The organism is Solirubrobacter ginsenosidimutans, from assembly GCF_027587205.1.
Window position 1 is genome coordinate 18,956 of record NZ_JAPDOD010000005.1, and the last position, 26,348, is coordinate 45,303.

27 protein-coding genes and 1 pseudogene are annotated in these 26,348 nt (G+C 72.6%); 13 read left to right on the plus strand and 15 right to left on the minus strand.

Annotated features, from left to right (window positions below):
• Window positions 1–126: 126 nt before the first annotated feature.
• From OM076_RS08305 to OM076_RS08330, 6 genes are read right to left on the minus strand one after another with little or no spacing between them, the layout of a single operon-like run.
• Window positions 127–795, minus strand: a complete 669-nt coding sequence (locus tag OM076_RS08305; protein WP_270039044.1) for a Crp/Fnr family transcriptional regulator — start codon at window positions 793–795, stop codon at window positions 127–129.
• Window positions 792–2,273, minus strand: coding sequence for an FAD-binding oxidoreductase (locus OM076_RS08310; RefSeq protein ID WP_270039045.1), 1,482 nt, complete (start codon window positions 2,271–2,273; stop codon window positions 792–794). The genes OM076_RS08305 and OM076_RS08310 overlap by 4 nt, the downstream gene beginning before the upstream one ends.
• On the minus strand, window positions 2,273–3,097 hold the full coding sequence (locus OM076_RS08315) for a hypothetical protein (protein ID WP_270039046.1): 825 nt from the start codon (window positions 3,095–3,097) through the stop codon (window positions 2,273–2,275). Before OM076_RS08315 ends, OM076_RS08310 begins: the two co-directional genes overlap by 1 nt.
• Complete coding sequence (locus OM076_RS08320) at window positions 3,094–4,347, minus strand: ferritin-like domain-containing protein (protein ID WP_270039047.1); 1,254 nt, start codon at window positions 4,345–4,347, stop codon at window positions 3,094–3,096. Before OM076_RS08320 ends, OM076_RS08315 begins: the two co-directional genes overlap by 4 nt.
• Complete coding sequence (locus OM076_RS08325) at window positions 4,344–7,616, minus strand: AAA family ATPase (protein WP_270039048.1); 3,273 nt, start codon at window positions 7,614–7,616, stop codon at window positions 4,344–4,346. The genes OM076_RS08320 and OM076_RS08325 overlap by 4 nt, the downstream gene beginning before the upstream one ends.
• A gap of 56 nt (window positions 7,617–7,672) precedes the next feature.
• Complete coding sequence (locus OM076_RS08330) at window positions 7,673–7,921, minus strand: hypothetical protein (RefSeq protein ID WP_270039049.1); 249 nt, start codon at window positions 7,919–7,921, stop codon at window positions 7,673–7,675.
• 120 nt (window positions 7,922–8,041) lie between these two features.
• Between OM076_RS08330 and OM076_RS08335 the strand changes: the two genes are divergently transcribed.
• From OM076_RS08335 to OM076_RS08340, 3 genes and pseudogenes are all read left to right on the plus strand, one after another.
• Window positions 8,042–8,509: a hypothetical protein gene (locus tag OM076_RS08335; protein ID WP_270039050.1), complete on the plus strand. Its 468-nt coding sequence runs from the start codon at window positions 8,042–8,044 to the stop codon at window positions 8,507–8,509.
• A 40-nt stretch (window positions 8,510–8,549) separates the two neighbouring features.
• A pseudogene (locus OM076_RS46790) lies at window positions 8,550–8,879 on the plus strand (PH domain-containing protein); the annotation flags it as partial.
• 14 nt (window positions 8,880–8,893) lie between these two features.
• Window positions 8,894–9,016 (plus strand): hypothetical protein, encoded by a 123-nt coding sequence (locus OM076_RS08340; RefSeq protein WP_270039051.1) that lies wholly within the window; start codon window positions 8,894–8,896, stop codon window positions 9,014–9,016.
• 4 nt (window positions 9,017–9,020) lie between these two features.
• Here the strand turns inward: OM076_RS08340 and OM076_RS08345 are convergent, their stop codons facing one another.
• Both OM076_RS08345 and OM076_RS08350 read right to left on the minus strand, forming a co-directional pair.
• Window positions 9,021–9,602: an ANTAR domain-containing response regulator gene (locus OM076_RS08345; RefSeq protein WP_270039052.1), complete on the minus strand. Its 582-nt coding sequence runs from the start codon at window positions 9,600–9,602 to the stop codon at window positions 9,021–9,023.
• Window positions 9,526–10,677, minus strand: a complete 1,152-nt coding sequence (locus OM076_RS08350; protein ID WP_270039053.1) for a sensor histidine kinase — start codon at window positions 10,675–10,677, stop codon at window positions 9,526–9,528. Before OM076_RS08350 ends, OM076_RS08345 begins: the two co-directional genes overlap by 77 nt.
• A 126-nt stretch (window positions 10,678–10,803) precedes the next feature.
• On the opposite strand from OM076_RS08350, the gene OM076_RS08355 reads away from it, so the two are divergent.
• From OM076_RS08355 to OM076_RS08380, 6 genes are all read left to right on the plus strand, one after another.
• Complete coding sequence (locus OM076_RS08355; protein WP_270039054.1) at window positions 10,804–12,210, plus strand: cytochrome ubiquinol oxidase subunit I; 1,407 nt, start codon at window positions 10,804–10,806, stop codon at window positions 12,208–12,210.
• The gene (cydB, locus tag OM076_RS08360; RefSeq protein WP_270039055.1) at window positions 12,210–13,241 is read left to right on the plus strand and encodes a cytochrome d ubiquinol oxidase subunit II; all 1,032 of its coding nucleotides are present in this window, start codon (window positions 12,210–12,212) and stop codon (window positions 13,239–13,241) included. Before OM076_RS08355 ends, cydB begins: the two co-directional genes overlap by 1 nt.
• Entirely contained in the window at window positions 13,238–14,911 is a 1,674-nt protein-coding gene (gene cydD, locus OM076_RS08365; RefSeq protein ID WP_270039056.1) for a thiol reductant ABC exporter subunit CydD, read from the plus strand. Before cydB ends, cydD begins: the two co-directional genes overlap by 4 nt.
• Window positions 14,912–15,018: 107 nt before the next feature.
• On the plus strand, window positions 15,019–16,638 hold the full coding sequence (gene cydC / locus OM076_RS08370; protein WP_270039057.1) for a thiol reductant ABC exporter subunit CydC: 1,620 nt from the start codon (window positions 15,019–15,021) through the stop codon (window positions 16,636–16,638).
• Window positions 16,639–16,723: 85 nt separating this feature from the next.
• Window positions 16,724–17,119 carry a YciI family protein gene (locus OM076_RS08375; protein ID WP_270039058.1) on the plus strand — a complete coding sequence of 132 codons (396 nt, stop codon included), beginning with the start codon at window positions 16,724–16,726 and terminating at the stop codon, window positions 17,117–17,119.
• Window positions 17,116–18,396, plus strand: coding sequence for an RNA polymerase sigma factor (locus tag OM076_RS08380; RefSeq protein WP_372518013.1), 1,281 nt, complete (start codon window positions 17,116–17,118; stop codon window positions 18,394–18,396). The genes OM076_RS08375 and OM076_RS08380 overlap by 4 nt, the downstream gene beginning before the upstream one ends.
• A gap of 21 nt (window positions 18,397–18,417) precedes the next feature.
• Here OM076_RS08380 and OM076_RS08385 read toward each other — a convergent pair whose 3' ends face one another.
• The 3 genes from OM076_RS08385 to OM076_RS08395 form a co-directional block, all read right to left on the minus strand.
• Window positions 18,418–19,026 carry a hypothetical protein gene (locus tag OM076_RS08385; protein ID WP_270039060.1) on the minus strand — a complete coding sequence of 203 codons (609 nt, stop codon included), beginning with the start codon at window positions 19,024–19,026 and terminating at the stop codon, window positions 18,418–18,420.
• A 222-nt stretch (window positions 19,027–19,248) separates the two neighbouring features.
• Complete coding sequence (locus tag OM076_RS08390) at window positions 19,249–19,806, minus strand: hypothetical protein (protein WP_270039061.1); 558 nt, start codon at window positions 19,804–19,806, stop codon at window positions 19,249–19,251.
• Window positions 19,803–20,138, minus strand: coding sequence for a hypothetical protein (locus tag OM076_RS08395; protein ID WP_270039062.1), 336 nt, complete (start codon window positions 20,136–20,138; stop codon window positions 19,803–19,805). The genes OM076_RS08390 and OM076_RS08395 overlap by 4 nt, the downstream gene beginning before the upstream one ends.
• 223 nt (window positions 20,139–20,361) lie before the next feature.
• On the opposite strand from OM076_RS08395, the gene OM076_RS08400 reads away from it, so the two are divergent.
• The 3 genes from OM076_RS08400 to OM076_RS08410 are packed head-to-tail and all read left to right on the plus strand — an operon-like array spanning window position 20,362 to window position 22,207.
• Window positions 20,362–20,967, plus strand: coding sequence for an RNA polymerase sigma factor (locus OM076_RS08400; protein WP_270039063.1), 606 nt, complete (start codon window positions 20,362–20,364; stop codon window positions 20,965–20,967).
• Window positions 20,964–21,641: a hypothetical protein gene (locus OM076_RS08405; protein ID WP_270039064.1), complete on the plus strand. Its 678-nt coding sequence runs from the start codon at window positions 20,964–20,966 to the stop codon at window positions 21,639–21,641. The genes OM076_RS08400 and OM076_RS08405 overlap by 4 nt, the downstream gene beginning before the upstream one ends.
• A complete protein-coding gene (locus tag OM076_RS08410; protein WP_270039065.1) occupies window positions 21,641–22,207 on the plus strand; it encodes a class I SAM-dependent methyltransferase in 567 nt (188 codons plus the stop codon). The genes OM076_RS08405 and OM076_RS08410 overlap by 1 nt, the downstream gene beginning before the upstream one ends.
• 1 nt (window position 22,208) lies before the next feature.
• Here the strand turns inward: OM076_RS08410 and OM076_RS08415 are convergent, their stop codons facing one another.
• From OM076_RS08415 to OM076_RS08425, 3 genes are read right to left on the minus strand one after another with little or no spacing between them, the layout of a single operon-like run.
• Entirely contained in the window at window positions 22,209–23,282 is a 1,074-nt protein-coding gene (locus tag OM076_RS08415; protein ID WP_270039066.1) for a TOMM precursor leader peptide-binding protein, read from the minus strand.
• Window positions 23,279–24,016, minus strand: coding sequence for an IclR family transcriptional regulator (locus tag OM076_RS08420; protein WP_270039067.1), 738 nt, complete (start codon window positions 24,014–24,016; stop codon window positions 23,279–23,281). Before OM076_RS08420 ends, OM076_RS08415 begins: the two co-directional genes overlap by 4 nt.
• Window positions 24,013–24,513, minus strand: coding sequence for a FadR/GntR family transcriptional regulator (locus OM076_RS08425; RefSeq protein ID WP_308214337.1), 501 nt, complete (start codon window positions 24,511–24,513; stop codon window positions 24,013–24,015). The genes OM076_RS08420 and OM076_RS08425 overlap by 4 nt, the downstream gene beginning before the upstream one ends.
• Window positions 24,514–24,527: 14 nt before the next feature.
• Between OM076_RS08425 and OM076_RS08430 the strand changes: the two genes are divergently transcribed.
• Window positions 24,528–25,379, plus strand: coding sequence for an aspartate aminotransferase family protein (locus tag OM076_RS08430; protein WP_270039068.1), 852 nt, complete (start codon window positions 24,528–24,530; stop codon window positions 25,377–25,379).
• On the opposite strand, the gene OM076_RS08435 is transcribed toward OM076_RS08430, so the two are convergent.
• Window positions 25,376–26,305 (minus strand): TolB family protein, encoded by a 930-nt coding sequence (locus OM076_RS08435; protein WP_270039069.1) that lies wholly within the window; start codon window positions 26,303–26,305, stop codon window positions 25,376–25,378. The two genes, OM076_RS08430 and OM076_RS08435, sit on opposite strands and share 4 nt — an antisense overlap.
• Window positions 26,306–26,348: the final 43 nt, after the last annotated feature.

Below are 26,348 nucleotides of genomic sequence, written 5' to 3' on the forward strand. Positions count from 1 at the left end.
GCAGGCACCGACCACCAGTCCGTCGTCGGGTTGCGGCTTCGGCTTGGCCTTTGGGAAGGGGAAGATGAGCGCCACGCCGCGATCTTCGTTGCCGGCTCAGCCCAGCACCATGTCCTTTGACACGTATCAGGGGGCGCGCTGGCGCAGCGCCGCGAGATCATGCACTTCCAGCGCGCGCCGGCCGGTCGTGATCCAGCCCAGCGAGCGCAGCTGGCGGAGCGCCTTGGCGGTCGACTCGAGCGACGAGCCGGTCCAGCCCGCGAGGTCCTCCTGGGTGATCGGCAGCGTGATCCGCACGCCGCCGCCCTCGACGGCATCGCCGTGGGTGTCGCAGAGCTCGACGAGCCGCGCCGCCACCCGCCCGAGCGTGTCGGCGGCGGCGAACTCGGCCAGCCGCCGGTCCGACGCCCGCAGCCGGTTGCTGAGCATCGCCAGCATCGCCAAGGCGACGTCGGGGTGCGACGCGAGGTAGCTGCGGAACGTCGAGGCGGCGACGACGAGCAGCTCGACCGGCTCGATCGCCACCACGTCGGCCGAACGCGGCCGCCGGTCCACCAGCGCCTGCTCGCCCAGCAGCGCGCCCGGGCCGCGGAAGGTGAGCACGGCGTCGGTGCCCGACGCCGTCGGCACCGTCACCTTCACCCGCCCCGCCTCGAGGACCAGCACCCGGTCCGCCTCATCCCCGCGGGCGAGCAGGACGTCAGGCCGGTCGGCCTGACGTCGATGCCCGATGCGCTCGAGCTCGGCCCGATCCTCGGCGTTCAGCAGTCCAAGGAATTCGTCCGACGCGCTCACGAGGGGGGCGGTGGCGGCGTGATGCTCTGCTCGAAGTGGAAGAAGCCGGCGGGGTCGTAGTGCTGCTTGATGCGCAACAGCTCCGGGAAGGCGTCGCCCCAGTACTGCTCGCGGTAGTCGGGCAGATCCCGCACCGGGTAGTTCTGGTACATCTCGCCGTTGAGGAACGGCTGCACGACGCCGAAGAAACCGGCCAGCCACGTCAGCGCGGTCTCCTCGTCGCAGTCCGGCCACGTCGGGTCCCAGAAGGAGTCCACGAAGAAGTCGCAGTCGACCTCGCGATGGATGAACGCCGAGTCGCCGCGCGGGTAGGCGGTCGGCGCCGCGCCGTAGGGCTCGAGCACCATGATGTTGTACGGGTTCGGCGTCGTCGCGAAGTAGTCCACGAGCGTCTTCCACCCTTCCACGCCGACCGGCGTCGCGATGTAGCCGCTGCGCTTGGCCTCCATCGTCGTCGGCAGGCCGGGACCGGGCAGCACCGCGAGCACGGCGTCGTTGAGCGTGTTGTAGGTACCGGTGTCGTCGCGGAAGGTCGGCTTGCCGACGTCCATCAGCGGCCGCAGCGCGCGCATCCCATCGGCGGGATCGCCGCTGTAGAGCCCGAGCATCAGCAGGCAGGGCTCTGAGTCGATCGTCGCCATCACGACCAGATACCCGACGTCGGCGTTGTCGGCGTCGCGCATGTAGCCGCGCTGGATCGCGTCGAGCGCGGCCGGAGCGTCCTCGACCGTCCAGCGCAGCTCGAACGACCAGACGGACGGCAACTCGACGAGCTTGAACGTGATGTCGAGCAGGATGCCGAACTGGTTGCCGGTCCCGCCCCGCACCGCCCACCAGAGGTCGCGCTCGCGCTCTGCGTCCGCGACGACGATCGTGCCGTCGGCGAGCATCATGGTCACCGCGAGCACGCAGTCGCTGTTGATGCCGAACCGGCGCGAGGTGAGCCCATACCCGCCGCCCTGCATGAACCCGGCGACGCCGACGTCCGCACACGTCCCACCCGGGACGTGCAGGCCATAGCCGTCGAGCACCGCGTTGAGCAGCCCGAAGTTCGCCCCCGCGCCCACCCGCGCGGTCAGCTCGATCGGGTCGACCGAGATGCCGTTCATCAGGCTGACGTCGATGATCATGCCGCTGCAGGTGGAGTAGTTCGCGAGGCTGTGACGGCCGGAGCGTGGCACCGCCCACAGCGCCTTCTCGCGAGCCAGCGCAAGGCAGATCCGCACGTCCGACGGCGTCTCGCAGAACGCGATCAGCTGCGGGAAGGCGGGCCAGCGCGGCGCCGCGTGGGGCGCGGCCGCCGCCGGGTAGTCCGGCATCCCAGGCAGCACGATGTAGCCCCGCAGCTTGCGCTCGAGGTCCTCGCACTCGGCCTGCGTCATCCCGAGCTCGTCCAGCGCCACCGGGTCAAGCCGCGGCAGCTGCTCCTTCACGCGCCGTTCGACGCGCTCCTTGTGCAAATCGCTCTGCAGCGCCATCAGTCCGCGTACGGCACGTTGAGTGCCCCTTTCATGTACAGACACAGCAGGTCGGGATCCCAGCTGCCGAGCCAGAAGTCGATCCGCCACGGCGCCGTCGTGTCCAGCCCTTCGACGCCCTCGACCACCGCCTGGCCCGTCATGTCGAAGCCGAAGCGCTCGACGAAGTTGCGCACCAGCACGCGCCGGTCGTTCGGGTTCGCGACCGCATAGTGCAGCTCGGCGATACGGCCTTCGAGCGCGGTCCGCGCGATCGCGTCGTGCGTGCGCTCGAGGTCGTGCTGGAGCGTGGCGAGCCGCTGCGTCACGGTCGCGAGCGGATCCCATTCGCCGGTCGCGTCGCCGACGGTCGCGGGCTCATACTCCATCCCCTGCGCGCCCTGCTCCTCCAGCAGCGTCTGCGAGACCTGCCAGAGCGGCTGGCTCGGGTCGGCGGAGTTCAGCGGGGCGACGCGGTCGAGGACCGCGTCGGGGCCGTCGATGCGCAGGTGGAACGGCACGATCGGCTCGAAGCCGGGGAGCGTCAGGTTCCAGTTGCGGTTCTCGATGATCGGCTGCCCGAGCAGGTCGACGTGCGCGCCTTTGAGCGCCGGAAGCGCGTGGCCGTCGGTGCGGGCGGCGCGGCGCACGGTCACGCCGAGCTTCGGGCTGTGCGACCGGTAGTGCATCCCGGCGCGCGGCTGCAGGTTGAGGATCCGGTCCAGGTCCGGCTCCCCCGCGAACGCGAACGTGTAGCCGCTGATGCCGCGCGGCTCGTCGGAGGGGTCGGGATCGGTGGGCAGGCGCAGTGAGCACCAGCCCTCGAACGCGAGCACGAGGTTCACGGCGCGACCGCCGTCCCCATCGCGAGGCCGAAGTCGAGACCGATCCGCGCGAGGTTCTCGTGCATCAGGCGCAGCCGGTCGCGCACCTGGAGTGGATAGCCGCTGTCGCCCGACAGGTCCTCCGCCGTCGCGGTGAGCGCGTCGAGCTCGTCCTGGATCACCTGCCAGGCCGCTTCGCGGTGCGGAATCAGCGTGATGTTGCGGGTGAACCGGAACGCGGGCCCGGCGGTGCTCGCACCGTCGCCGGTGGGCAGCAGCGTCAGCACCTCGGCGAGCGGCCGGATCACCGTCGTCATCATCGGGAAGAACGCCGCGCGCTGCAGGCCCGTCAGCTCGGCGGTGCGCTCGTCGCTGTGCGCGAAGAAGCGCATCAGCAGCAGCAACAGCGTCGCGTACGCGTCGTCGAAGAGCTGGCTGACGCGGCGGGTGCGGCGGTCGCTGATCGCGTGCGGATCGGGATGCGCGGTGACGGGGCGCGCGGGGTCGAACGCCGGGTCACGCTCGCGCTCGTCCCGGAACTCGCGCAGGATCGCGAGCACCCGCTTGAAGTGGCTCTCGCCGCTCGATCCGGGCGCGCCCTCGCCCTCGGCCACGATCTGCTCGACGACGGCCAGCGCCGACGCGAGGCCGGTGACCGGGACGAGCTCGACGTCGTAGATGCGGGCCGTATTCGGGAGCGAGATGCCGCGCAACGGCACCGGGATCACGTCGGTGGTGGCGAGCTCGGCGCCGGGCGGGCCGATGAACAGCGACTCGCCGAGCTGCTCGAAGAGCTGCGCGATCTCGTCGTAGAGCCGGCCGATCGTCTGGTAGCGCTGTGGGTCGATCTCCTGGCCGAGCGCCTGCGCGAGCAGCTCGCGGTCCGGCTGCTCGATCTCGGCGTCGGGGATCTCGAACAGCGCGAAGCGCACGAGCGTCTCCTCGGTCAGCCGCTCGAGCTTGGACTCGACCTCGAGGTCGTAGTGCCGGGGCGCGAGCGGCAGGTTCGGGCGGGTCAGCCACGGCGCCTCGCCGATCGCCGTCAGCAGGTTGCAGACGAGCCCGAGGTGCTCCATCTCCTGGCGGCAGATCAGCATGATGCTCGCCTCCCAGCGACGCATCAGTTCGAGCTGCTGCCAGCTGACGCCCTCCTCGATGCGCCGTTTCATCGACAGCGCCGCGTACAGGTACTGGCACATCAGCGCATGCTCGAGCTCGGCGGCCTCGGTCAGTAGTGCGACGAGCCGCCTGCGGTGGGTGTTGTCGATCAATGCGAGGTCCTCGCGTGTAAGAGCGCTTGCGCCGCCACCACGTCAGCGGTCCCGGAACCTTCGTCGAGCGTCGCGAGCAGGAGGGCCAGGCGCCCGTCGTCCTCGCCCAGCTCGGCCAACGTGACCGCCGCGCGCAGCTCGAGCCCCGGGTGCCGGCGCGCGGCCGCGAGGTCGGCTGCGGCGCGGATGCGCTCCACCGACGCTTCGCGCACGCCGCCCGCGGCCAGCTCGGCCAGGCCGAGCACGCGCAGCAGCTCGGGCTCGCACCAGCCGTCGCCGTTGGCGTCGGCCAGCCGGCGGCCTTCATTGAGCGCCTCGATCGCCTCGTCGGGACGGTCGGCGCGCAGGCACCCGTCGCCGAACTGCAGCAGCAGCCACGGCAGCAGCAGCTGGGCGCCGCCCATCCGCCAGATCTCCAGCCCCGCGCGGATCTCCTCGAGGCCTTCGTCGTGCGCGCCCTGCACGACCCGCGCCCACCCCGCGTACACGCGCCCCTGCGCCACCCACTGCGGGAAGCCTTCGATCGTCGCCTGCGCCAGCCCCGCCTCGGCGGCCTCGCGCGACGCCGCGATCTCCCCGCGCAGGCCGTAGACGATCGCCGCGCCGAGCCGGACCCAGCCTTCGCTGAACGGGTGCGGATAGCGCTCGAGGTGCTCGATCCCGTCGCCGATGTACGCCATCGCGGTGTCGGCGCGCCCGAGCGCGAACAGCGCCAGCGCGGCCTGCACGCGGGTGATCGCGAACGGGTCCTTGCCGAACACGAACGCGTGATGGCGATGGCGGGCGGGGTCGTAGAGCGCGGCGACGCGGTCGAGGTGCTCGAGCGACTCCTCGAGCCGGCCGACGTACATCAGGATGTTGCCCAGCTCGACCTCGGCCTCCAGCTCGAGCCCGGGGTCGCCGGTCGAGGCCGCGAGCTCGAGGTTGGCGCGCCCCATCTCCTCGGCGGCGGCGAATTGGCCGCTGACGATCAGGTAGGACAGCAGCCCCGAGAGCGCGGGGAAGAGCTGCGGCACGTCGCCGACGCGCGCGCCGATCTCCCGCGCGCGCTGGAAGTGCGTCTCGACCTCCGGGTCCGTCCACCCGCGCGTCGCGGTCAGCGTCACGCCGGTGAGGACCCGCGCCGAGAGCTCGAGGCCGTCGCGCTCGGGCCCCTCGGGCATGCGCTCGGCGAGCGAGATCGCGCGGCCCAGGTGCAACTCTGCCTCGGGGTAGGACGAGCCCTGCAGCGACCGCAGCGCGGCGGCGAGCCGGAAGCCGACGGCCTCGCCGAAGCGCTCGGCCGCCTCGAGGTGCCCGGCGAGCACCTCGGGCTGCTCGTCGGCGACCCGCGGACGCTGCACCAGCAGGTCGGCGATCTGGCCATGCAGCTCCTGATGGCGCGAGCGCAGGAGACTGTTGCGCGCCGCCTCGCGGATCAGGGCGTGGCGGAAGATGTAGGCGGTCGCGCCGGTGTCGTCGCGCTGCTCGACCAGCAGGTCGCCGGCGACCAGCGTGGCCAGCCGGTCGCGCAGCTCCTCCTCGCTGAGCCCGCACAGCGGCGCCAGCAGCTCGGTGTCGAAGCGCCGGCCGATCGCCGCCGCGGCCTGCGCGACCGCGCGCGAGGGCGGGTCACGGTCCAGCCGCGCCATCAGGCAGCCGTAGAGCGTCGCGGGGACGACGCCTTCGAGCCCGCCGGAGGTCTCCTCGCCGGTCTCAACGAGCGTCCGCGTCATCTCCTCGACGAACAGCGGCACGCCGTCGGCCTGGGCCGCGATCTGATCCACCAGGGCGGGATCGAGCGCATGGTCGGTGGCGCTGTGGATGAGCTCGCGAGCGTCGCCCGGGCCGAGCCGGTCGAGCGCGAGCAGCTCCAGGCGCGCGGTCAGCTCCGGCTCGCGTGAGCGCGACGTGGCCACGAACAGCAGCGGCGCGTCGTCCGGCGCGTCCAGCAGCTGGCCGATCAGCTCGCGGGTCGACGGGTCGGCCCAGTGCAGGTCCTCGACGACGAGCAGCAGGGGCGTGTTGCGCGCCTCGGCGTACACCCACGCGGTCAGCGCCTCGAGCGTCATCGCGCGGCGGCGCTGGGGGCTGAGCGCCTCCGCTTCCCCACCCGGCGTGGGAATGTCGAGCAGGGCGGCGAAGAGCTCGGTGCGCAGCGGGCCCAGCGCCGCGTGGCCGGCCAGCGCCTCCTCCACCGCGCCGCGGCGGGCGGCGTCGTCCCCGGCGAGCCGCCAGCGCTCGCGCAGCGCGTCGACCAGCGGGTGCAGCGGGGTCGCGCCGCCGTACTGGCGGCACTGCAGGTGCAGCGGCTCCAGGTCGGCCGCGAAGCGGTGCACGAGGTGGTGGATCAGCCGCGACTTGCCGATCCCCGGTTCGCCCGAGAGCAGGACCGCGGCGCGCTGCCCGGCGCGGGCGCGGGCGGCGGCGGCTCCGAGGACCGAGCGCTCGTTGTCGCGGTCGACGAGCGGGACGAGGTGGGCGGCGCGCTCGGCCTCGAAGCGGGCGACGTTGCGCCGCGGCGCGATCACCCGGAAGAGCTCGAGCGGCACCTCGACGCCCCTGAGCTCGTGCGGGCCGAGCGGCTCGAGCTCGAAATGGCCGGCGACGAACTGGCGGATCGCCTCCGTGACCGTGACCTCATTGGGGGCGGAGACGCCCTCGACGCGCGCGGCGACGTTCGGGGTGTCGCCGAACGCCTGCCAGCCGGTCACGCCGTCGTCGCCCACCACGACCGTGCCCGAGTGCGCGCCCACGCGGGCTTCGAGGGTCACTCCATAGCGGGTGACGACGCGCTCGCGGACGTCCACGAGGTCGCGCAGGATCTCCCAACCGCAGCGCACCGCGCGCACGGCGTCGTCCTCCTCGGCGCGCGGGTAGCCGAAGTAGACCATCACGCCGTCGCCCTGCCAGCGGGCGGCGTGGCCGCCGTGGCGCTCGATCGCGGCCTCGACGCTCTCCTGGTACGCGCGGATGACCTCGCGCAGCTGCTCGGGGTCGAGGCGCTGGCTCAGCGGCGTCGAGGCGACCAGGTCGCAGGCGATGACCGAGACGAGGCGCCGCTCCGGGCTGGGCTCGGGCTCGGGCACCGGCGCCGGAGCTTCGACGGCAACGAGCATCTTGCCCGCCTCGTCGCGCGCGGCGCCGAGGATGTCGATCAGCTCGTCCTTGAGGGCCTCGAGGTCCTCAGGCGTGAGGCCATATTGACGTGTGATCGCGGCGTACGACACCCGCCCTCGGCTTTTGAGGACATCGAGCGTGCCGTTGAGCGCCTCCTCGAACCGGGGCATCGGCGGAAGTCATACACGCTCCACGCCCCCGGCAGGGCCTCGCGGGGTGCGATCGGTCAGCGAGCAGCCGAAACGTGGCGGCGATCGGCCGCCGCGGCCATCCCGATCGTGCCGAACACGAACAGGGCCACCGAGCCGCCCGCGAGCACCGTCGCGCCGAGCTCGAGCCGCTCGGCGGTCGCCTGCGTCGCCTGTGCCCGGGTTGGTGCGTCCGCGACCGGCCGCGCGGACGCGGACGCCGGCACGAGCGCGGCGGCGGCGACGCCGATCACGACGGCGCGGCGGACGTGGGACACGAAGAGCACAGGCCGGATGGTCGTACGCGGTGGTCCGATCGACCATGTCGTTTGACATGTTCGGCGCAATTGACGTTCAACCGGTCAAACGACATGGAAGCGCGCGGCCGCAGGGCGAAAGATCGGGACATGACCCTGTGCGTCTCCCATTGGCACCAGCCGCTGATCGTTCCGCTCGCGACCGGCGTCCTCCAGCTCGACGTTGGGGCCCAAGTCGACGCGCCGTGGTCCGGAGGCGGGCCGGGCACGACCAACATCGCCTCCGACGGGTCCGGCGAGCGGCCACGGTTCGAGTACCACGTCAACGGCGACGGCGGCGTCTGGATCTTCAGCGCGGTCGCGCAGTGCGCGCGGCGGATCTCGGTCGCGTGGACCTACACGGGCTTTCACGCGTGGTTCCACGTGCGGGTCGAGCTCGAGCGCTTCGTCCGCCGCGGCGACGCCGAGATCCTCCAGGAGACGCTCACCGAGTCCGGTCGCCCCGGCCCGTCGAGCGGCTTCGCCTACACCGGGATCGCCACCTTCGACGTGTGGCCGGGCGACGTCTACGGCTTCCGGATGTCCGGCCGCGACTTCGGTCGCGGGCCGTCAGCGTAAGAACATGCGAATCGCCCGGGTGGGGTGAAACACTGCCCTGATGGACTTGCACCCCGGCGAGCAGATCGTCTTCGAAGGCCATCCGTCGTGGCGCGGGCTGCTGAGCTTCTACATCGGCGGCGTGGTCGGTGCGCTCGTGATCGCGTTCATCGTCGCCCTGGTGGGGAGCGTCGCGGTCGCCGTGCTGGTCGCGATCGTCCTGATCGCCCTGGTCCTGCTGTTCGGGCTGATCAAGCGCTCGGCGATCGACTACACGATCAGCACCCAGCGGCTGTACATCCGCACCGGCATCCTCTCCAAGCGCGTCCAGCAGACCCGCATCGACCGCGTCCAGAACGTCAATACCTCGCAGTCGATCCGGCAGCGGTCCTGCGGGTCGGCACGGTGGACTTCGACACCGCGGGCAGTGACGACTCGGAGTTCCGCTTCCTCGGGATCGATCGCCCCGAGCGGGTCGTGGCGGCGGTGGACCGCGCCCAGCGCGACGCCGCCGGGTCGTCCGTCTAAGGCGCTACGTGCCGTCGAGCAGCGAGCGCTGCTCGACGATGCGGCGCGCGACGTCGGCCAGGCGCAGGTTGCGGTCCCGCGCGGCGCGCTGGATGCGGCGGAAGGCCTCCGGCTCCGGGATGCCGGTGGCGCTGATCAGGATGCCCTTGGCCTGCTCGATCAGCTTGCGGTCCTCGAGTGCCTGCTGGGCCTTGGTGACCTCCGCCTCCAGCGCTCGGAACTCGGCGTGGCGGCTCGCGGCGAGGCGGATCCCGGCGTCGAGCGCGCGGTCGTCGATCGGCTTGGTCAGGTAGGCGCTGACGCCGGTCGCGATCGAGCGCTCGATCAGGTCGGGATCGTCGACACCGGTGATCACGACGATCGGGCGGCGCAGACCCTGCTCGGTCAGCTCGCGGGCGGCGGAGAGCCCGTCGAGGTGAGGCATGTCGACGTCGAACAGGTAGAGGTCGGGCGGGTCCTTTCGGGCCAGCTCGATCGCTTCGCGGCCGTCTGCGGCCGGGCCCAACGGCTCATGCCCGAGCGCCTTCAGGCGGGCGCTCAGACCGATCGCGATGACCGGGTCGTCCTCGGCGATCAGGATGCGCATCGTCGTCCACATTGAAGCGGAGGACCGCGGTCGTCGGACCGCCGGGGGTGGTGTCGAGGGCGAATGAGCCTTGCAGTCCGCGCTCGGCGATCTGGCGGACGAGCGTGAGGCCGAGGCCGCTGGTGCCGGCCGGCTCCGCGGTGTGGGCGGTGCCGCCGTCGCGGACGGTGAGCGTGACCTGCTCGCCGTCTCGGTGCAGGCTGATCTGCACCGGCGGGCCGCCGTGGCGCACGGCGTTGGTCAAGAGCTCGCCGGCGATCATCGCGAGCTGCTGGGCCTGCGCCGAGTGCAGCCGCAGGTCGTCGCTGACGACGGTCACGTCCTCGGCGGCGACGACCGTCTTGAGCAGCTCGTCCGCGGCCACGGTCCCGCCCCGCTCGCCCGCGAGCAGGTGATGGACGGCGCCGATCGAGCGAATGCGCGCCGCGGTGGCGTCGAACGCCGCGGCGCTCGTGTCGTCGTTCGCCGGGCGCCCCAGCAGGAGCAGGTCCGCGACGGTCTGCAGGCTGTTCTTGATCCGGTGGTGCGATTCGGCGAGCAGGGCCTGCTCGAGCTCGGCCTGCGCCTCGGCGCGGGCGGCCGCCGCGGCGCTGCGGCGGGTGCCGCGGGCGAGCGCGACGGCGAGGATCACGGATGCGCTGAGCAGGACGACGTGCAGCGCGACCTCGGCCGTCCTCAGGTGTGCGGGGGCGAGCGCGAGGGCGGCGGCGAACGTGGCGGCGGCCGCCGTCAGCCAGGCCGCCAGGCGCCGTGATTCGTGGGTGACGGCGATGAACGGGAGGACGAGGAAGAGCAGCAGGTCGAAGCGGCTCGCCGCACCGCCGATCACCATCAGCGCGGCCACGAACACGAGCAGCGCCGCGGCCCACAGGTCGAGGTAGGCGGTCGGCGCGAGCCGGTTGAGCACCACCGGGATCAGCCCGTTGCCGAGGCCGGCGGCGAGCGCGAGGGCGACGATCGCCTCGTCGTGGCGGACCGGCAGCCCGAGCGCGACCGCGATCAGCACCGCGGCCACCGACAGCCAGCCGAGGAGGAGGCCGGAGCGGACGGCGTCATGGGCGGATCCGTGGGTCACCACCTTCACGCTAGTTGCTACGTTGAATGGCGACGCGCTGTTCACGACGACGCTCGTCAAGGGTCCTGATCGCCCGCTCCCGCACCGCCCCCTGGGCGGTGACCCGGCGACAAGGAGTCCCCCGACGTGAACAGCCTCGATCTCGCACGCTGGCAATTCGCCCTCACGACGCTGCTGCACTTCACGGTGGTCGGCGTCTCGATCGGCCTCGTGTTGTATGTCGCTTTCCTGCAGACGCGGTGGCATCGCAGCGGCGACGAGCGCTGGCTGCGACTGACCCGCTACTTCGGCAAGGCGATGCTGCTGTCGTTCGCCGTCGGCGTCGTCACCGGGATCCTGCAGACCTTCCAGTTCGGGATGAACTGGGCGCGCTTCTCGGCGTACGTGGGTGATGTGTTCGGCGCGCCGCTGGCGCTGGAAGGGCTCGGCGCGTTCTTCGTCGAGGCGGTCTTCCTCGGGCTCTGGATGTTCGGCTGGGGGCGGCTGCCGCGGCGGCTGCACCTGGCGTGCCTGTGGATCGTCGCGGGTGCGGCGGTGTTGTCGGCGTACACGATCCTCGTCGCCAACACGTGGATGCAGCATCCGCGCGGCTTTGCGCTCGTCGACGGCCACGCGCAGCTGACGAACGTCGTGCCGGTGCTGTTCAACCTCAATGTCGGGCTGACCACGTTGCACGTGTTGGCCGGCTCGCTCTTGACCGGGTCGGTGATCGTGCTGGCCGTCGCCGCGTGGCACCTGCTGCGCCGGCGTGACGTCGAGCTCTTCGCGCCGGTGGCGGGGCTGGCGCTGCGGATCGGGCTCTGCGCCGCGCTGGTGGCCGCGAGCGTCGGGCACGTGCAGGGCATGCTCGCGCTCAAAGAGCAGCCGATGAAGATGGCCGCCGCTGAGGCGTTGTATGACACCGAGAGTCCCGCCGGGCTGTCTTTGTTCGCGTTTGCCGGGTTCACCGCGAACCCCGGTTCCCTGCTCGTGGACTTGAAGGTGCCGGTGGCGCTCTCGCTGCTCAATGACCTCTCGCCGTCGTCCACGGTGCGCGGGATCGACGACCTGCAGGCGGAAGCGGAGGCGCGGTACGGGCCGGGGAACTACGTCCCGATCGTCGGGCTCATGTACTGGAGCTTCCGTTCGATGGTCGGGTCGGGGACCCTGTTGATCGCCGTGATGGCTTTGGGGTGCTGGCTGTCGTGGCGGGGACGGTTGTCGTCGTCGCGGCGGTTCCTGCGCGTGGCTCTGGCGGCGGTGTGTCTGCCCTTCGTGGCGCAGGCGGGTGGGTGGATCCTGCGCGAGGGCGGGCGCCAGCCGTGGGTCGTCGAGGGGCTGTTGCGGACCGATACCGCGAACTCGTCGAATGTGGGCGTGTGGGCGGTGGGGCTCTCCTTCGCTGGCTACCTGGCGTTCTACGGCGTGACGTTCTGGTTCGCGGGGCGGACGCTGCTGCGCGAGCTGGGTCACGGCGTCGAGGGCGAACACACCGTGGGCGCGGTTGAAGCGCCGGGTCGCCGCTCGTCCTCCGACCTCGCGCTGACGTACTGATGGCCACCGCCTGGTTCATCGCGATCGCCCTGCTGTGGGCGCTGTACCTGGTGTTGGAGGGGTTCGACTTCGGCGTCGGCATGCTGCTGCGCCGCGTCCGTGGGGGTGGCGACCACCACGATCGCCGCGTCGCGATGCATGCCATCGGGCCGACGTGGGCGGCCAACGAGGTCTGGCTCGTCATCGCGGTGGTGGCGATGTTCGGCGCGTTCCCGGGGTGGTACGCGGCGTGGGCGTCGAGTCTCTACCTGCCGCTGTCGGTGGTGCTACTGGCGCTGATCGCGCGCAACGCGTCGATCGAGCTTCTCGGCAAGCGCGAGGATGAACCTTGGCGGCGCGGGTGGGAGCGGGTGCTCGCGGTGTCGAGCACCGTCGCGCCGTTCTGCTGGGGGCTGATCTGGGGTGCGGCGCTGGATGGGGTCGCGCTGCCTGGTTCGTCGGCCGTGGGTGGGCCGCTGGACGTCTTCTCGTGGTACGCGGTGCTGTGCGGCGTGGCGCTCGTCGCGGTGTGCAGGGCACTGGGTGCGGCGTTCCTGACGTTGCGCACCGAGGAGCTTGTGCGTGCGCGCGCGGCACGGGAGTTGCGGGTGGCCGCGCCGGCGGCGGCGCTTTTGGGCGGGTCGGTGCTGGTGTGGACCGATGGCCTCGGGGCGGTCGGGTGGGTCGCTGTGTCGTTGTGCTCGGTGGCATTGGGCGTGCTCGTGTTCGCGCGCCGCCGCCCGGGGTGGGCGTTCGCGGGTGGGTGTGTCGCGGTCGGGCTGCTGGTCGCGGTGTGGTTCTCCGCGCTGTTCCCGGCGGGGCTCCGGGCGCGTGGCGGCGGGCCGGGTCTGGTTCTGGCGGACGTCGCCGCGGGCCACTACACGCTCGTCCTGATGACGGTCCTGGCGGGGGTCATGCTGCCGCTGCTGCTGGCGGTGCAAGCATGGAGCTACTGGCTCTTCCGCGAGCGGGTGACGCGGGCGGCCGTCGGCGCGCCACGCCCGAGCCCGGTCGACCTGCTCGCCCGCGTGGCGGAGAAGCGCGGATGGTGAGCGCGGTCCACCGCCGCCTCCTGCGCCTCGCGCCTGGTGCACGCCGCCGCCTCGCCCTCGCGGTCGCGTGCGGGCTGGTCGGAGCGGTCGCGCTCGTCATCCAGGCGGCCTCACTCGCCCGCATCGTCGACGCCCTCGCCTTCTCCGACCACGACGCCGCGACGGGCGGTCTGGGCCGGGCCGTGACGACTGCGCTGATCGTGCTCGGCGCGGTCGTGCTCGTTCGCGCGCTCGCGGCCGCCGCCACGGAGTGGCTCGGCCGGCGTGCGGCCGAGGACGCGCTCGCCGCATTGCGTCGCCGCGTCGCCGAGCACGTCCTCTCTGCGCGCGTCCGGCGCGTCGACGACGCTCGGCGTGGCGAGCTGGCGACCGCCGCGGTGCACGGCGTGGACGCGTTGGGCGAGTACTACGCGAAGGCCGTTCCGCAGATCGTGCTCGCCGCGATCGTGCCGCCCGCGCTCGTGGTCGTGCTGCTCTGGCACGACCCGGTCGTCGCGGTCTTGCTCGGGCTCACGATCCCGCTCGTCGTGGTCTTCATGGTGCTGGTCGGGCGAACGAGCGCGGCACGGATCGCCGAGCGGCGCGTCGCGCTCGGCGTGCTCGGCTCGCACTTCCTCGACGTCGTGCGCGGGTTGCCGACGCTGCGCGCCCACGGGCGGATGGAGGCGCAGGCGGCGACGCTCGCGGAGATCGGCGAGCGCTACCGGCTCGAGTCCGTCGCCGCCCTGCGCGTGGCGTTCCTCTCCGCGCTCGTGCTCGAGCTGCTGGCAATGGTCGGGACGGCGATCGCCGCGGCGGTCGTCGGCGTCCAGCTCGCCGGCGGGTCGCTGGGCTTCGAGAGCGGCTTGTTCGTCCTCCTGCTCGCCCCGGAGGTCTACATGCCGCTGCGACTCGCCGGCCAGCGCTACCACGCCGCCGAGGACGGCGCAGCGGCCGCGACGACGCTGCTCGAGGTGCTCGACTCGGAGGTCGAGCGGGCGCCGGCGAGCGCTGGCGGCGACCCGTTGCGGGAACCCCTCGAGGTGCGCGGCGTCCAGGTAGACGGCGGTGCCGGTCGTCCACCGGCCCTCGACGGCGCGGACGTGACGTTCGCCCCGGGACGGATCACCGCGCTGATCGGCGCCTCGGGCGCGGGCAAGTCGACGCTGCTCGCACTGCTCGCCGCGCTTCGCGAGCCCGACAGGGGTGCGGTGACGTGCGGCGGCCTCGCGCTCGGCGGCGAAGCGTGGTGGCCGCGCGTCGCCTGGCTCGGGCAGCGTCCGGCCGTGCTGCGCGGCCCGCTCCGCGACACGCTCACGCTGCAGCGCGACGACGCGACCGGCGCGGAGATCGAACTCGCCCTTCGCCGGGCGGGAGCGCTCGAGATCGTCGCCGAGCTCCCCCACGGCCTCGACACGCTCGTCGGTGCCGGCGGCCGACCGCTCGCGGGCGGCCAGACCCAGCGACTCGCCCTCGCAGGCGCCCTCCTCTCGGACGCGCCCCTCCTCCTGCTCGACGAACCCACCGCCCACCTCGACCCCGACGCCGCGCTCGCAGCGGCCGCCGGGATTCGCGAAGCCGCGGCCGGCCGCACCACGGTCATCGCCACCCACGACCCCGCCGTGATGGCCATCTGCGACGAGATCGTCGAACTCCACGCCGGCCGCGTCCTGCACCCGGTGACGGCATGACCCGCCTTGCATCCAAGTCGTATACCGGGGTCAGACCCCGGTATACGCGCGGTATACAAGCAGTACACAGGGGTCTGACCCCGGTATACGGGTGGTATGCACGTTGTATGCATGGTGGGGGGCGGCGGGTCGTCGTGCTCGGGGCCGGGGCCGCGATGGCGGCGGCGGGGGTGCTGGCGGCGTCGGGGTGGCTGGTGACGCGGGCGGCGGAGCGGCCGCCCGTGCTGGCGTTGCTGGCCGCGATCGTGGTGGTGCGGGCGCTTGGGCTGGTGCGTGCGTTCGGGCGCTATGGGGAGCGGATCGCCGCCCATGACGCGGCGTTTCGCACGCTTGCCGGCCTGCGGGTGCGGTGGTACCGGCAGCTGATCGCGGGTCCAGGTCGTGCGTTGCCGGCGGCGGATCTGCTGAGCCGGTTCGTGATCGACGTCGACGAGCTGCAGCACCGCGACCTGCGGGTCCGCTGGCCCGCCGCGGTGGCGGCGGTGGCGGCCGCGGTGACGACCGCGATCGCGGTCGCGATCCTCCCGCTCGCCGGGCTCGTGCTCGGCACGGGCCTGGGCGTGGCCGGCACGGTCGTTCCCGGGCTCGCGTACCTCAGCGCGCGCGAAGGCCTGGCCCGCCAGGGGGCCGCGCGCGGCGCGCTCGTCGACGAGCTCGTCGAGGCGATGGACGCCGCTCCGCAGCTCGCCCTCGCCGGCCGCGTCCCGCAACGCCTGCGGCGACTCGACGATGCCTCGGCCGAGCTGTCGAAGATCGGGCGCCGGGACGCGGGCGCTGCCGCACTCGCTCAAGGCCTGGGTGTGCTCGTCGCGGGCGCGACGCTGATCGGCGTCCTGCTCGTCGCCGCGGCCGCCGACCTCGACCCGGTCTGGCTCGGCGCACTCGCGCTGCTCGCGCTGGGAGCGTTCGAGACGGTCGCGCCGCTGCCCGAGGCCGCGATCCGCGCGGTCGGCGTGCGCGAGGCGCACAGGCGCCTGCAAGACGCGACCGCGGCGCCGCCCGAGGCCACGGGCGCCGCGCGAAGGTCGACTTTCTCGGGCAGAGCACGAGAAACTCGACTCTCGCCGCGCCGGTCGCGACCGCACGAGGCGACCGTCGTTGCGCGCGGGCTCAGGCATCGGCCCGGGACGGACGGCCCGCTGGTGCTCGACGGCGTCGACTTCACGCTCGAAGAAGGCGAGCGCGTCGCGCTGATCGGGCCGAGCGGGGCAGGAAAGACGGTGCTCGCCCACCTGCTCGCCGGCCTGGAGACGCCCGACGAGGGCGCGGTCACCATCAGACGCGAGCAGGTCCGCCTCGCGGGCCAGGACGCCCACCTGTTCGCGACCTCGATCGCCAACAACGTGCGGATCGGCGCGCCCCGAGCCACCGACGCCCAGATCGAACAAGCGCTGCGCGCCACCGGGCTGAGCCCCTGGCTCGACGCCCTCCCCGACGGCATCCACACACTCGTGGGAGAAGCCGGCTTCGCGGTGTCCGGCGGCCAGTGCCAGCGGATCGCGCTCGCCCGCTGTCTGGTCTCCCCCGCCCGCCTGCTCCTGCTCGACGAGCCGACCGCGATGCTCGACCCGCCCGCGGCGCACGCGTTCCTCACCGACCTCGAACAGGCAGCGGGCGACCGCGGCGTGCTCGTGATCACCCACCAGCGGGGCGAGCTGCTGGACGCCTTCGACCGCGTGCTCGAACTGCGCGACGGGCACTTGACCGAAGGGGAGTTGGCGCGTTGACGCTGTCGATCTCCAATCGCCGGTTCGTCCCCTGGATGATCCGCGACATACGGTGATCGCGGCGAACAAAGACGGAGGTGCGGGCATGAAGGTGCTGCTGACGTTCTACGGCGCGGAGCAGACCGGGCTGGACTCGTCGCCCGAGGAGATCGCGCAGACGTTCACGACCTGGGGCGAGTTCGGCGAGGCCGCCGGCGCGGCCGGGGTCCTGATCGCCTGCGAAGGTCTCGAGGGTGCGCACGCGACGACCACGATCCGCGTCGACGGGCAGGGAAGGCACGTGACCGACGGGCCGTTCATGGAGACCAAGGAGCAGCTCGGCGGCTTCGCGCTGCTCGAGGTGCGCGACCTCGACGAGGCCTTGGAATGGTCCGCGCGCACCCCGTGGAACGGGGAAGGACAGACCACCGAGATCCACCCGGTGATGGACTACGAGCAGTACGCGGCGCGGGCCGAGAGCGCGGAGCGCGCCGCGTCCTGACCGGTCCGGCCGCAACGAGCGCCGTCGTCGAGCGCGCGTTCCGCGAGCACTTCGGTCGCGCGGTCGCCGCCCTGATCCTCTCCTTCGGCGACTGGGACGTCGCCGAGGACGCCGTGCAGGATGCGTTCACGACGGCGCTCGCCCGCTGGCCGCGCGACGGCGCCCCGCGGGACCCGGCGGCGTGGATCGTCGCGGTCGCGCGCAACCGCGCGATCGACCGCGTCCGGCGCGAGCGCGCCCTGCGCGGGCGGCTCCCCGAGCTGACCGCGCTCACCCCCACCCACGACGAGCCGCACGAGGACGAACCCGTGCTCACCAGCGTGCCCGACGAACGGCTGCGCCTGATCTTCACGTGCTGCCATCCGGCCCTCTCACAAGAGGCGCAGGTGGCACTGACGCTGCGCCTGCTCGGCGGCCTCTCGACCGCGGAGGTCGCCCACGCGTTCCTCGTCGCGGAGCCGACGATGGCGCAGCGGCTGGCCCGCGCGAAGGCCAAGATCCGCGACGCCCAGATCCCGTTCCGCATCCCGCCCGACCCCAAGCTGCCCGCACGGCTGGACGCCGTCCTGGACGTCATCTACCTCGTCTTCAACGAGGGCTACGCGGCCAGCGCCGGCGACACCCACATCCGCCAGTCGCTCTGCGCGGAGGCGTTGCGGCTCGTCACCGTCGTCACGGAACTGCTCCCCGACCAGCCGGAGGCGCTCGGGCTGCAGGCGCTGCTGCTCACCCACGAGGCGCGCCGCGAGACGCGGGTGGACGCGAGCGGGAACCTCGTGCTGCTCGAAGACCAGGACCGCACCCGCTGGGACGCCGACACGATCGAGCACGCCACCCGCCTCGCTACCCGCGCGCTCCGCAAAGGCCCGCCCGGGCGCTATGTGCTCCAGGCGGCGATCGCGCTCGAGCACGCCAACGCGCCGACGGCGGCGGACACCCGCTGGAACCGCATCGCCGCGTACTACTCGCACCTCGCCGCGCTCGGGCCCGACCCGGTCGTGGAGCTCAACCGCGCGGTCGCGCTCGCGATGGCCGGCGACCTCGAAGGCGGCCTCGCCCGGATCGACGCGCTCGGCGGAGCCCTCGACCGCTACCACTACTTCCACGCCGCCCGCGCCGATCTCCTGCGCCGGCTGGATCGTCGCGCAGAGGCGGCGGCGGCCTACGCCCGCGCCCTGGAGCGAGCGCGCAGCGAGACCGAGCGCGCTTTCCTCACACGCCGGCTCGACGAGCTGGAGCACGATCAGGACGAAGGCGATGACCGCGCCGGCCGCTGAGGCCGGCGCACGATGGTGTGTCTACGGGTGCGCTGGGTGCTCCCGCGCGTCGACGATCTTGAAGTCCTTGTCGACCGTGACCTCGAGTTCTTTGCCGTCAGTCGTCTTGATGTGCGACTCGTACGGTGCGCTCGAGTCGGTGTTGGTCTCCGTGCGCACGATCGTGGCGCCGGGGTACTTGGCCAGCACGGCGTCCTCGACGCGCTGCTTGGTCGCGCCGGTCAGGGCGGTCTCCTCGCGGTGCCCGCCGCGCCCGCCTCCGTGGCCCTTGCCGCCGCCGCGCCCCTGGTCGGCCTGCACCGCCGTGGCCTCGAACGACGCGTTCACGAGGACGACCTGCAGCGTGCCGGACGAGGTCTTGATGTGGGCGTGGTAGGCCGAGTTGTACGGGCCGCCGGCCTCGGTGCGCAGCACGGTCGCGCCCGGGACCTTCGCGAGCGCGGCGGCCTTGACCTTCGCGGCGACGTCACTGGAGAGCGCCTCGCGTTGCGGGCGATCCGGCTTCGCCGCGTTGGTTCCGGAAGCCGGCGACGCGGTGTTGCCGGCGGCGCCGGCGATCGCGGCCCCGCCGAGGCCGAGCGCCCCGAGGGCGGCGGCGGTCACTGCGGTCTTGCGGATACTGCTGATCATGCGTGTCCTCCTGGACTTGGGTCCCCGTCGCGCCGGCCCGCAGACGAGGCGCTGACATGGCCGCGAGGCTCACACCCCGCCCGTAAAGTCCGGATCAGGCGCGTCTGTGCGTTTCCTGAGGAGCGACACGCTGCGGCCGCGACGGCAGCGTGGGATCACGCGCATTGCGCGTGATCCCACACCGTGGGTGTCGTTGGAGGGCGGGAACCCCCGCCCACCCGATCACAGACCCGGCTTGAGCCCGCGCGCGGTCGCGTACGCGGCCTCGCGCTCGTGCGATGCGTCGCAGTCGGCCAGAACGGCGGAGGCGGTCTCGCCGCCGCCCGCCCGGACATCCGCGGCCACCTGCCCGAGGACGCTGGCCGTCTCGGCGAACCGCCATGCCGGCCAGGAGGGCACGTCGGCGATCACCTTCCGGCTCGCCTCAGCGTCTCGTCCGTCCCGCCAGGCGCGCAGCCACTGGCACGACGCGTTGTACTGCAGGACGGCCACGATCTCGGGCCGCGAGAACATGCCGCCCGCGGTCTCCCAGCGCACCCCGTCGAACGACCCTCCCGCCGGCAGCGGGATGTCGCGGGCGAGGTCGCCGGCGACCACGCGCGCCGTCTCCGCCGGGATCGAGACGGACGCGACGAACGGGTCGGTCGCGGGTGCGCGGACCAGCGCGCCCGAGCGCTGCGTCGCCGACCCCGCGCCGGCTGCCGACGCCGACGCCGAGACCGCGCCGGCGGCCGGGATCGTCAGCGCGATCGTCACACCGATGGCGAGAGCGCGACTCATCGCTGGATCCTTCCGTCGTGGTTGACCATCGAGCCGGAGCCGGCCGTGGTCCTGCCCCGCACCTGGAAGCACTGGCCCGCGCCCCCGAGGTACAGGTTGTGGTAGGTCGTGTCGCCGATTCCGTACGAGCTGCTGCCGAAGAACGACAGATCGGTGCACGCGTTGGCGGAGATGACAGTGGCCTTGTTCGGGCTGTCGAGCCAGCGGTACGAGGCGTACCCGGTACCGCTGGTGCTGATGTGATACTGCGTGGGCCAGGTACTCACCGACTCGGTCAGGTTGAAGTCGACGAGATCGCTGGTCACCTGTGCCGCGGCGCTCGCGGGCAACACGATCGCGGAGCACAAGGCAGCGCAAATCAGCGCGCGGGTAGACCCGCGGCGGATGCGACGGTCCATTACTAACGGTCCTTTCAGTTCGGATAGGACCGGTGCGCGCGCCGGTTCAGCGGCCTAGGACCCACCAGGCGCTGGGCCTGTGACCAGCCGGCGTACGGATACGCGCACATTGCGGCATCTGTCCACCGGCGGCGTGGTCGACTAGGCTCGCTATCCAGTGCGTCGCCGCTTTCGCATCCTCGGCTCGCCGTCAACCAGCCTGCTCGTGCAGTCGTTGAGTGACGTCGAGGTGTTCGCGAGCTTCTACCGGGCGTACTACGACGGCGTGCTCAGCTTCCTGGTCCGGCGCGTGTTCGACCCGGAGATCGCCTTCGACCTCGTGTCGGAGACCTTCGCGAAGGCGCTGGAGCGGCGCCGCCAGTTCCGCGGCGACACCGCCGAGCAGGAACAGGCGTGGCTCTTCGCGATCGCGCGTACGGAGCTGTCGCACTACTGGCGCTCAGGCAAGACTGAACGCGCTGCCATCCAGCGCTACTCGATCGCCGTGCCGGCCTTGACCGAGGCCGAAACCGACCGCATCGAGGCGATGGCCGGGCTGGCCGGGCTCGGCGACGAGCTCGCCGACGCGCTGTCGGAGCTCCCGCCCGATCACCGGCTCGCGGTCGAGCTGCGCGTGATCAAGGAGCTCTCCTACGCAGAGCTGGCCGCCGAGCTCGGCGTGTCCGAGCCCACCGCCCGGGCGCGCGTCTCGCGCGGGCTGCGCACGCTCGCCCTCCACATCTCGGCCGAAGACGTCAATGCCCTGATCGGAGACACGGCGTGAACGCTCCCGGCCGACCCCGCTCCGCTCGCGACGAGCTGCTCGACGAGATCATGGCCGCGGCACGCCGCGAAGAGGCCATGGAGCGCCGCGCGCACGCGGCCGGGCCCCGTGCGCGCAGGCACCGGCGCCGGATCGTCGCGATCATCGTCGCGCTCGGCCTCGGGGCGGCCGCCGCGGCCGGCGCCGCCGACCTCATCTCGACCGGCGAGCCGGTGCACGACAAGACTCCTCGCAGCGAGCGCTACCAACCGCACGAGGCGGGAGCGCCGACGCTGGTGGCGAAAGCGAGTGACCCGGCGGGCTCGACGACCTGGGGCGTCGGCATCTTCACGAGCGCCGCCGGACTGGACTGCGCCGTCGCCGGACAGGTTCGCGGCGTCACGCTCGGGTTGATCCGCAACGGGACGTTCCATCCGTACGAGCGCGGCAGCTTCGGAACGTGCGCCGGAAAGGGAATCCCGATCATGTCCGATCGGCTCGTGATCGGCGGTCCCCAGCCGCGGACGATCGTGTTCGGGCGCACCCGTCGCCCGGACCACTCGGTGGTCGTCGAATCCGGCGGCAAGCCACACACCGTCGCGCCGGCCGCGGGCGGCGCCTTCCTCTTCGTCTTCGAAGGCAAATTGCGCCCCGACGAGGCCATCCCGCACGCCGGCGCCAAGCTCCAGCCCTGATGGCCGAGCTGCCTGAGCGCGCCTACCCGGGGATGCCCGGGTACTCGACGATGAGCGAGCACGCGATGCGCTACGCGTGGGCGTGCGGGCTCGTCGGCGGGTTGGACGTGCTGGACCTCGGCTGTGGCACCGGCTACGGCTCGGAGATGCTGTCGTGGACCGCGCGGCGGGTCCGCGGCTTCGACCTCTGGCAGCCGGAACAGGACGACTTGCCGACGTGGCCCAGCGCTCCCGAGTTGCACTTCTCGCACGACCTCTGCACCGATCCGCTGCCCAGTGCCGACGCGGGCGTGATGTTCGAGGTGCTCGAGCATCTCCCCGACCCGCTGGCGGCACTGGAGCGCATCTGGTCCGCGGTGTCACTGCTGATCCTCAGCTTCCCGAACCCGACCTACCACGGCTCGCCCCTGAACCCTTGGCATGTCAATGACTGGCCGCTGGGGCGCGTCGAGACGCACCTCGAAGCGACGACGATCGAACACTTCCACCAGCCGCACGGCTCGCCGTTGCTGGCGCCAGGACGCGACGCGGAAGCGCCGTTCTGGGTGATGGTCGCGCGCCGCTGATTCAGCCGAGGTGCGCGCAGTCGCGGCACGCGGGGTCGCGCTCGACGGGTTCGCGGCGCATGGCCAGCGTCCGCAGGTCGAACAGCAGCGCGGCACCCGCGCTCGCCGGTGTGACGCCGATCAGCAGGTGCACGATCTCCATCGCGAGCATCGTGCCGACGATGCCCGAAGCGGGGCCGAGCGTGGCGCCGCGCGCGGGGGCGTTGCGGGTGTGCTCGGCGTATGCGTCGTAGTCCGCGGAGGTGGCTCGCAGCGCATGCTCCAGGCAGCTGAAGCACGCCGTTCGCCCGGGCGCGTGCAGCGGGCCCACCTTGAGGAGCGGCGGCAGCTGGCCGGCGCTGATGAACGGGACGCGGTTCCGCAAGCTCGCGGCGTTCACCCACCGAGCCAATTCGTAGGCCGGCTGGTCGGCCACGAGGACGACCGCATCCGCGCCCGCGACGACCGCTTCCGCCGCCGCCGGCCCGTCGATCATCCGCGTGAGCGGCTCGACCTCGGCGCGGGCGTCGAACGCTCGCAGCCACGCCGCGGCCGCCTGCACCTTCGGGACGCCGACGTCGGCCGGGGAATACAGCACCTGGCGGTTCAAGTTGGAGATCTCGACGGTGTCGTGATCGACGATCGTGAGCCGCCGCACACCCGCCCCGGCAAGCGCCGCCAGCGCCCACGTCCCGAGCCCGCCGCAGCCGATCACCGTCACCCGCGCGCTCGAAAGGCGCCGTTGCAGCTCGCGCTCGTCGCCGAACTCGCCGAGATACGGGAGCTGCCGGTCGTAACGCGCCGCATCCTCGGGGTCGAGCACGGGCGAGGACGGTGCCGTCGTCGCCACCGCGGCGGTCATCAGGTCGTCGAGCTTGGACGTCACGACCGCCGCGGGCAGGGACAGCTGCGCGGCGAGCTCGGCGACCGTCGGCTCGCCCTGCGCGAGCAGGGTCAGGAGTGCGCGATCCTCGACGCCGGCGCCGCGGACGACGAGATCGTCGTCGCCCGCGCGGCTCAGGTACAGCGTTCCATCGCCCGCGACGACCGGCTCGACCGACGATCGCAGCCGGAAGCGGCGCTCGCCGCCGATCATGCCGCGAGCCTCGCGGAGAGCTCGGCGCCCGTCGCGGCGAGCTCGCCGCCGCGTTCGAGCAGTTCGGCGAGCGACCGGTCCGGCGACGACAGCGCGAGCGCGGCGACCACCTCGTCGCCCTCGCCGCGGATCGGCACCGCGAGCGCCCGCAGGCCCGCGCGGAACTCCTCGTTCTCGAGCGCGAACCCGCGCTCGAGCGTGCGGTCCAGATCAGCGCGCAGCACCTCCGGCTCGGCCAGCGTGCGCTCGGTGATCGTCGCCAGCGGGGCGCTGAGGACCACCTCGCGCCACGGCGCGCGAAACGCCAGCAACAGCTTGCCGGCGGCGATCGCGTTGGCGGGCGCGAGATCGCGCAGCGCGCGGACGTGGTCGCCGGTGCCAGTCGCTCGCACCAGGCGCAGCGCGGACCGGTAGCTCGGGATCGCGAGGTGCACGGCGTCGCCCGTGCGCGCCTGCAGGTCGATCGCGAGCTCGAGCGCGTGCTCGACCAGCGGCGTGCGCTGCGTGAGCTGCGCGGCAAGGGCGATGATGCGCAGGGTCGGCGTGTACGTCGGGCGGGCGCCGTCGTGGCGGGTGAGCCAGCCGTCGTGGACCATCCGGTTCAGCAGCCGCCGCGCCGTGCGCGTGTGGACCTGCAACTCGTCCGCGACCTGCGTGACCGTGGCCGGCCCGAACGCGAGGATCTCGAGCGCCTGCATCGAGCGGCTGGCGAAGAACGCCTCGGTCGCGCTCATGCGGGCCTCGCGCGCGGCTCGGGTGTGACATCGGCGGCGTACTCGGAGAGGTAGCGCTCGACGGTCAACAGGTGATCGCGCATCGCCGCGCGCGCCCCGTCGGCGTCGCCGTCCGCGATCGCCGCGAGGATCCGGCGGTGCTCGGGCAGGCTGCGCTCGAGCCGCAGCTCCGGGCGCGCGAGCGGCCGCCGCGCCGCCGCCAGCGCGCGGTGCACCGGCTCGGTCATGCCGCCGAGAGCGGAGTTGCCCGTGGCGCGGATCACCGCGCGGTGAAACGCGATGTCAGCGGCGTGGAAGCGGTCCTCGGCCGACGGCGCGCCCGCGGTCTGCACCGCCGCCGCCGTCATCCGCTCCAGCGCCTCCGAGAGCGCGACGAGCTGCCCGCGGGTGGCGCGCTCGGCGGCGAGCCCGGCGGCTTCGATCTCCAGCAGCCGCCGGCACTCGAGGTAGTCGCCGAGCAGCTGCGGGCCTCGCGCACCGGAAAGCGCCGCGGCGATTGCTCCGCAACGTGATGAGCCGCCCGGAGGGCGTCGGTGCGCGCGATCCGCACTCCGCCGGGATGCTCGAGGCGGCGATCGACGCGACGCTCGTCTGCCGCTACAACGACCTCGACGACGTGCGCGCGACGCTCGAGCGCCACGCCGAGGACGTCGCCGCGATCATCGTCGAGCCGGTCGCGCACAACTCGCCCGGCCTCCTCCCCCGCCCCGGGTTCCTCGAAGGCCTGCGCGAGCTCTGCGACGCGTCGGGCGCGCTCCTGATCTTCGATGAAGTGATAACGGGATTTCGGCACGATCTCGGCGGGTTCCAGAAACTCGCCGGCGTGCTGCCGGACCTGACCACGATGGGCAAGGCGATCGCCAACGGCTTCCCGCTGGCGGCGATCGGCGGCCGGCGCGAGCATCTGGAGCGCTTCAACACCACCGCCGACGGCGACGTGCACTTCGGCGGCACCTACAACGGCAACGCCGCCGCGGTCGAAGCGGGCCTCGCGACGATCGAGGAGCTGGAGGGCGGCGAGGTGCACGAGCGGGTCTTCGCCCTCGGTGAGCGGATGCGCAGCGGGCTGGCCGAGATCGCCACGCGCGTCGGCGTCCCCGCCGTCGTCGGTGGCTTCGGGTCCCTGTTCGTGCTCTGCTTCATGGACGGGCCGCTGGAGACGTACGAGGACGTCCTGCGCAACGACGATGCGCTGTTCGGTCGCTACCGCCGGGAGCTGATCAAGCGCGGCATGTTCGAGATGCCCGAGAGCCTCGGGCGAAGCCACATCGGCGCCTCGCACACCGCCGATGACATCGATCGCTCACTCGAGGCGGCGGAAGAAGCGCTGCGCGCGGCGGTCGACGCGCTGGCACGGGCTTAACGCGACCAGGCGATGTCGTCGACGGTTCCGTCGAAGAGCGCGGTGCGGCGCCCGTCGGCGAGCGCGACCGCGACCGCCGCCCCCGACTCGTCCAAAGCGAGCAGGGCGCTGCCGTCGGCCTTGATGCCGAAGACGCCGGAGTAGCGGCCCGGGAGCGGGGTGGCGGTACCCGTGGCGTCGACGAGCAGGGCCTGGGTGCCGGGCGTCCCGCGCCACGAGTACTCGCGCGCCGCCGCGGCGAGCAGCCGACCGTCGTCCAGCCACGCGACCGGCCACACGACCTTGTGGTCGCGGTGCACCCGCCGCACGACCTGACCGGCGGGCGTGATGACCTCCAGGTCGCCGGGCGGCTTGACGTACGCGATCCCGCCAGGCCCCCAGACCGGCCTGGTCCCGCGCGCGACGGTCCGGCCTGCGACAACGATCGCGTGCCGCGCCGGGCGACGGTCCCCGAGCCCGTGCCCACGTTCCAGAGCGAGCCGCGATCCGTCGGGCGACGCGGAGGCATTGAACGTCAGCGAGCCGGCCGCCACCTGACGACGCGCGCCGGTCACCGGGTCGAACGCGATGGTGACGAGGCGGTGCTCGGAACCGCTGCGGTGATCGGTGAGGACCTCGTCGCGGCCGGTCCAGGCGGCACGCTCCTGGGGCGGCCGATAGCCGCGGGGGAGCGTCCGGCGCGCGGTCGTGCCGTCGACCGTACTCACCACGATGTGCCCGTCCTGCGTCCACTGGACGTAGCGGCCGTCGGGGGTGATCGACGGCCCCTCGCCGTCGTCGCTCAGCGCCCGCGGAGCGCTCCCGTCGTCGTTGGCGACGAAGATGCCGTCGCTCGTCGAGTAGACGAGGGTCGCGTGGGCGGGTGAAGCCAGGAAGGCCGCGATGAGCCACGCGGTACCTGCGAGCTTCGCGACAGGCCGTGACATCACCACAGGCCATCCCACCAACTGCGCGGCACGCGCACAATCG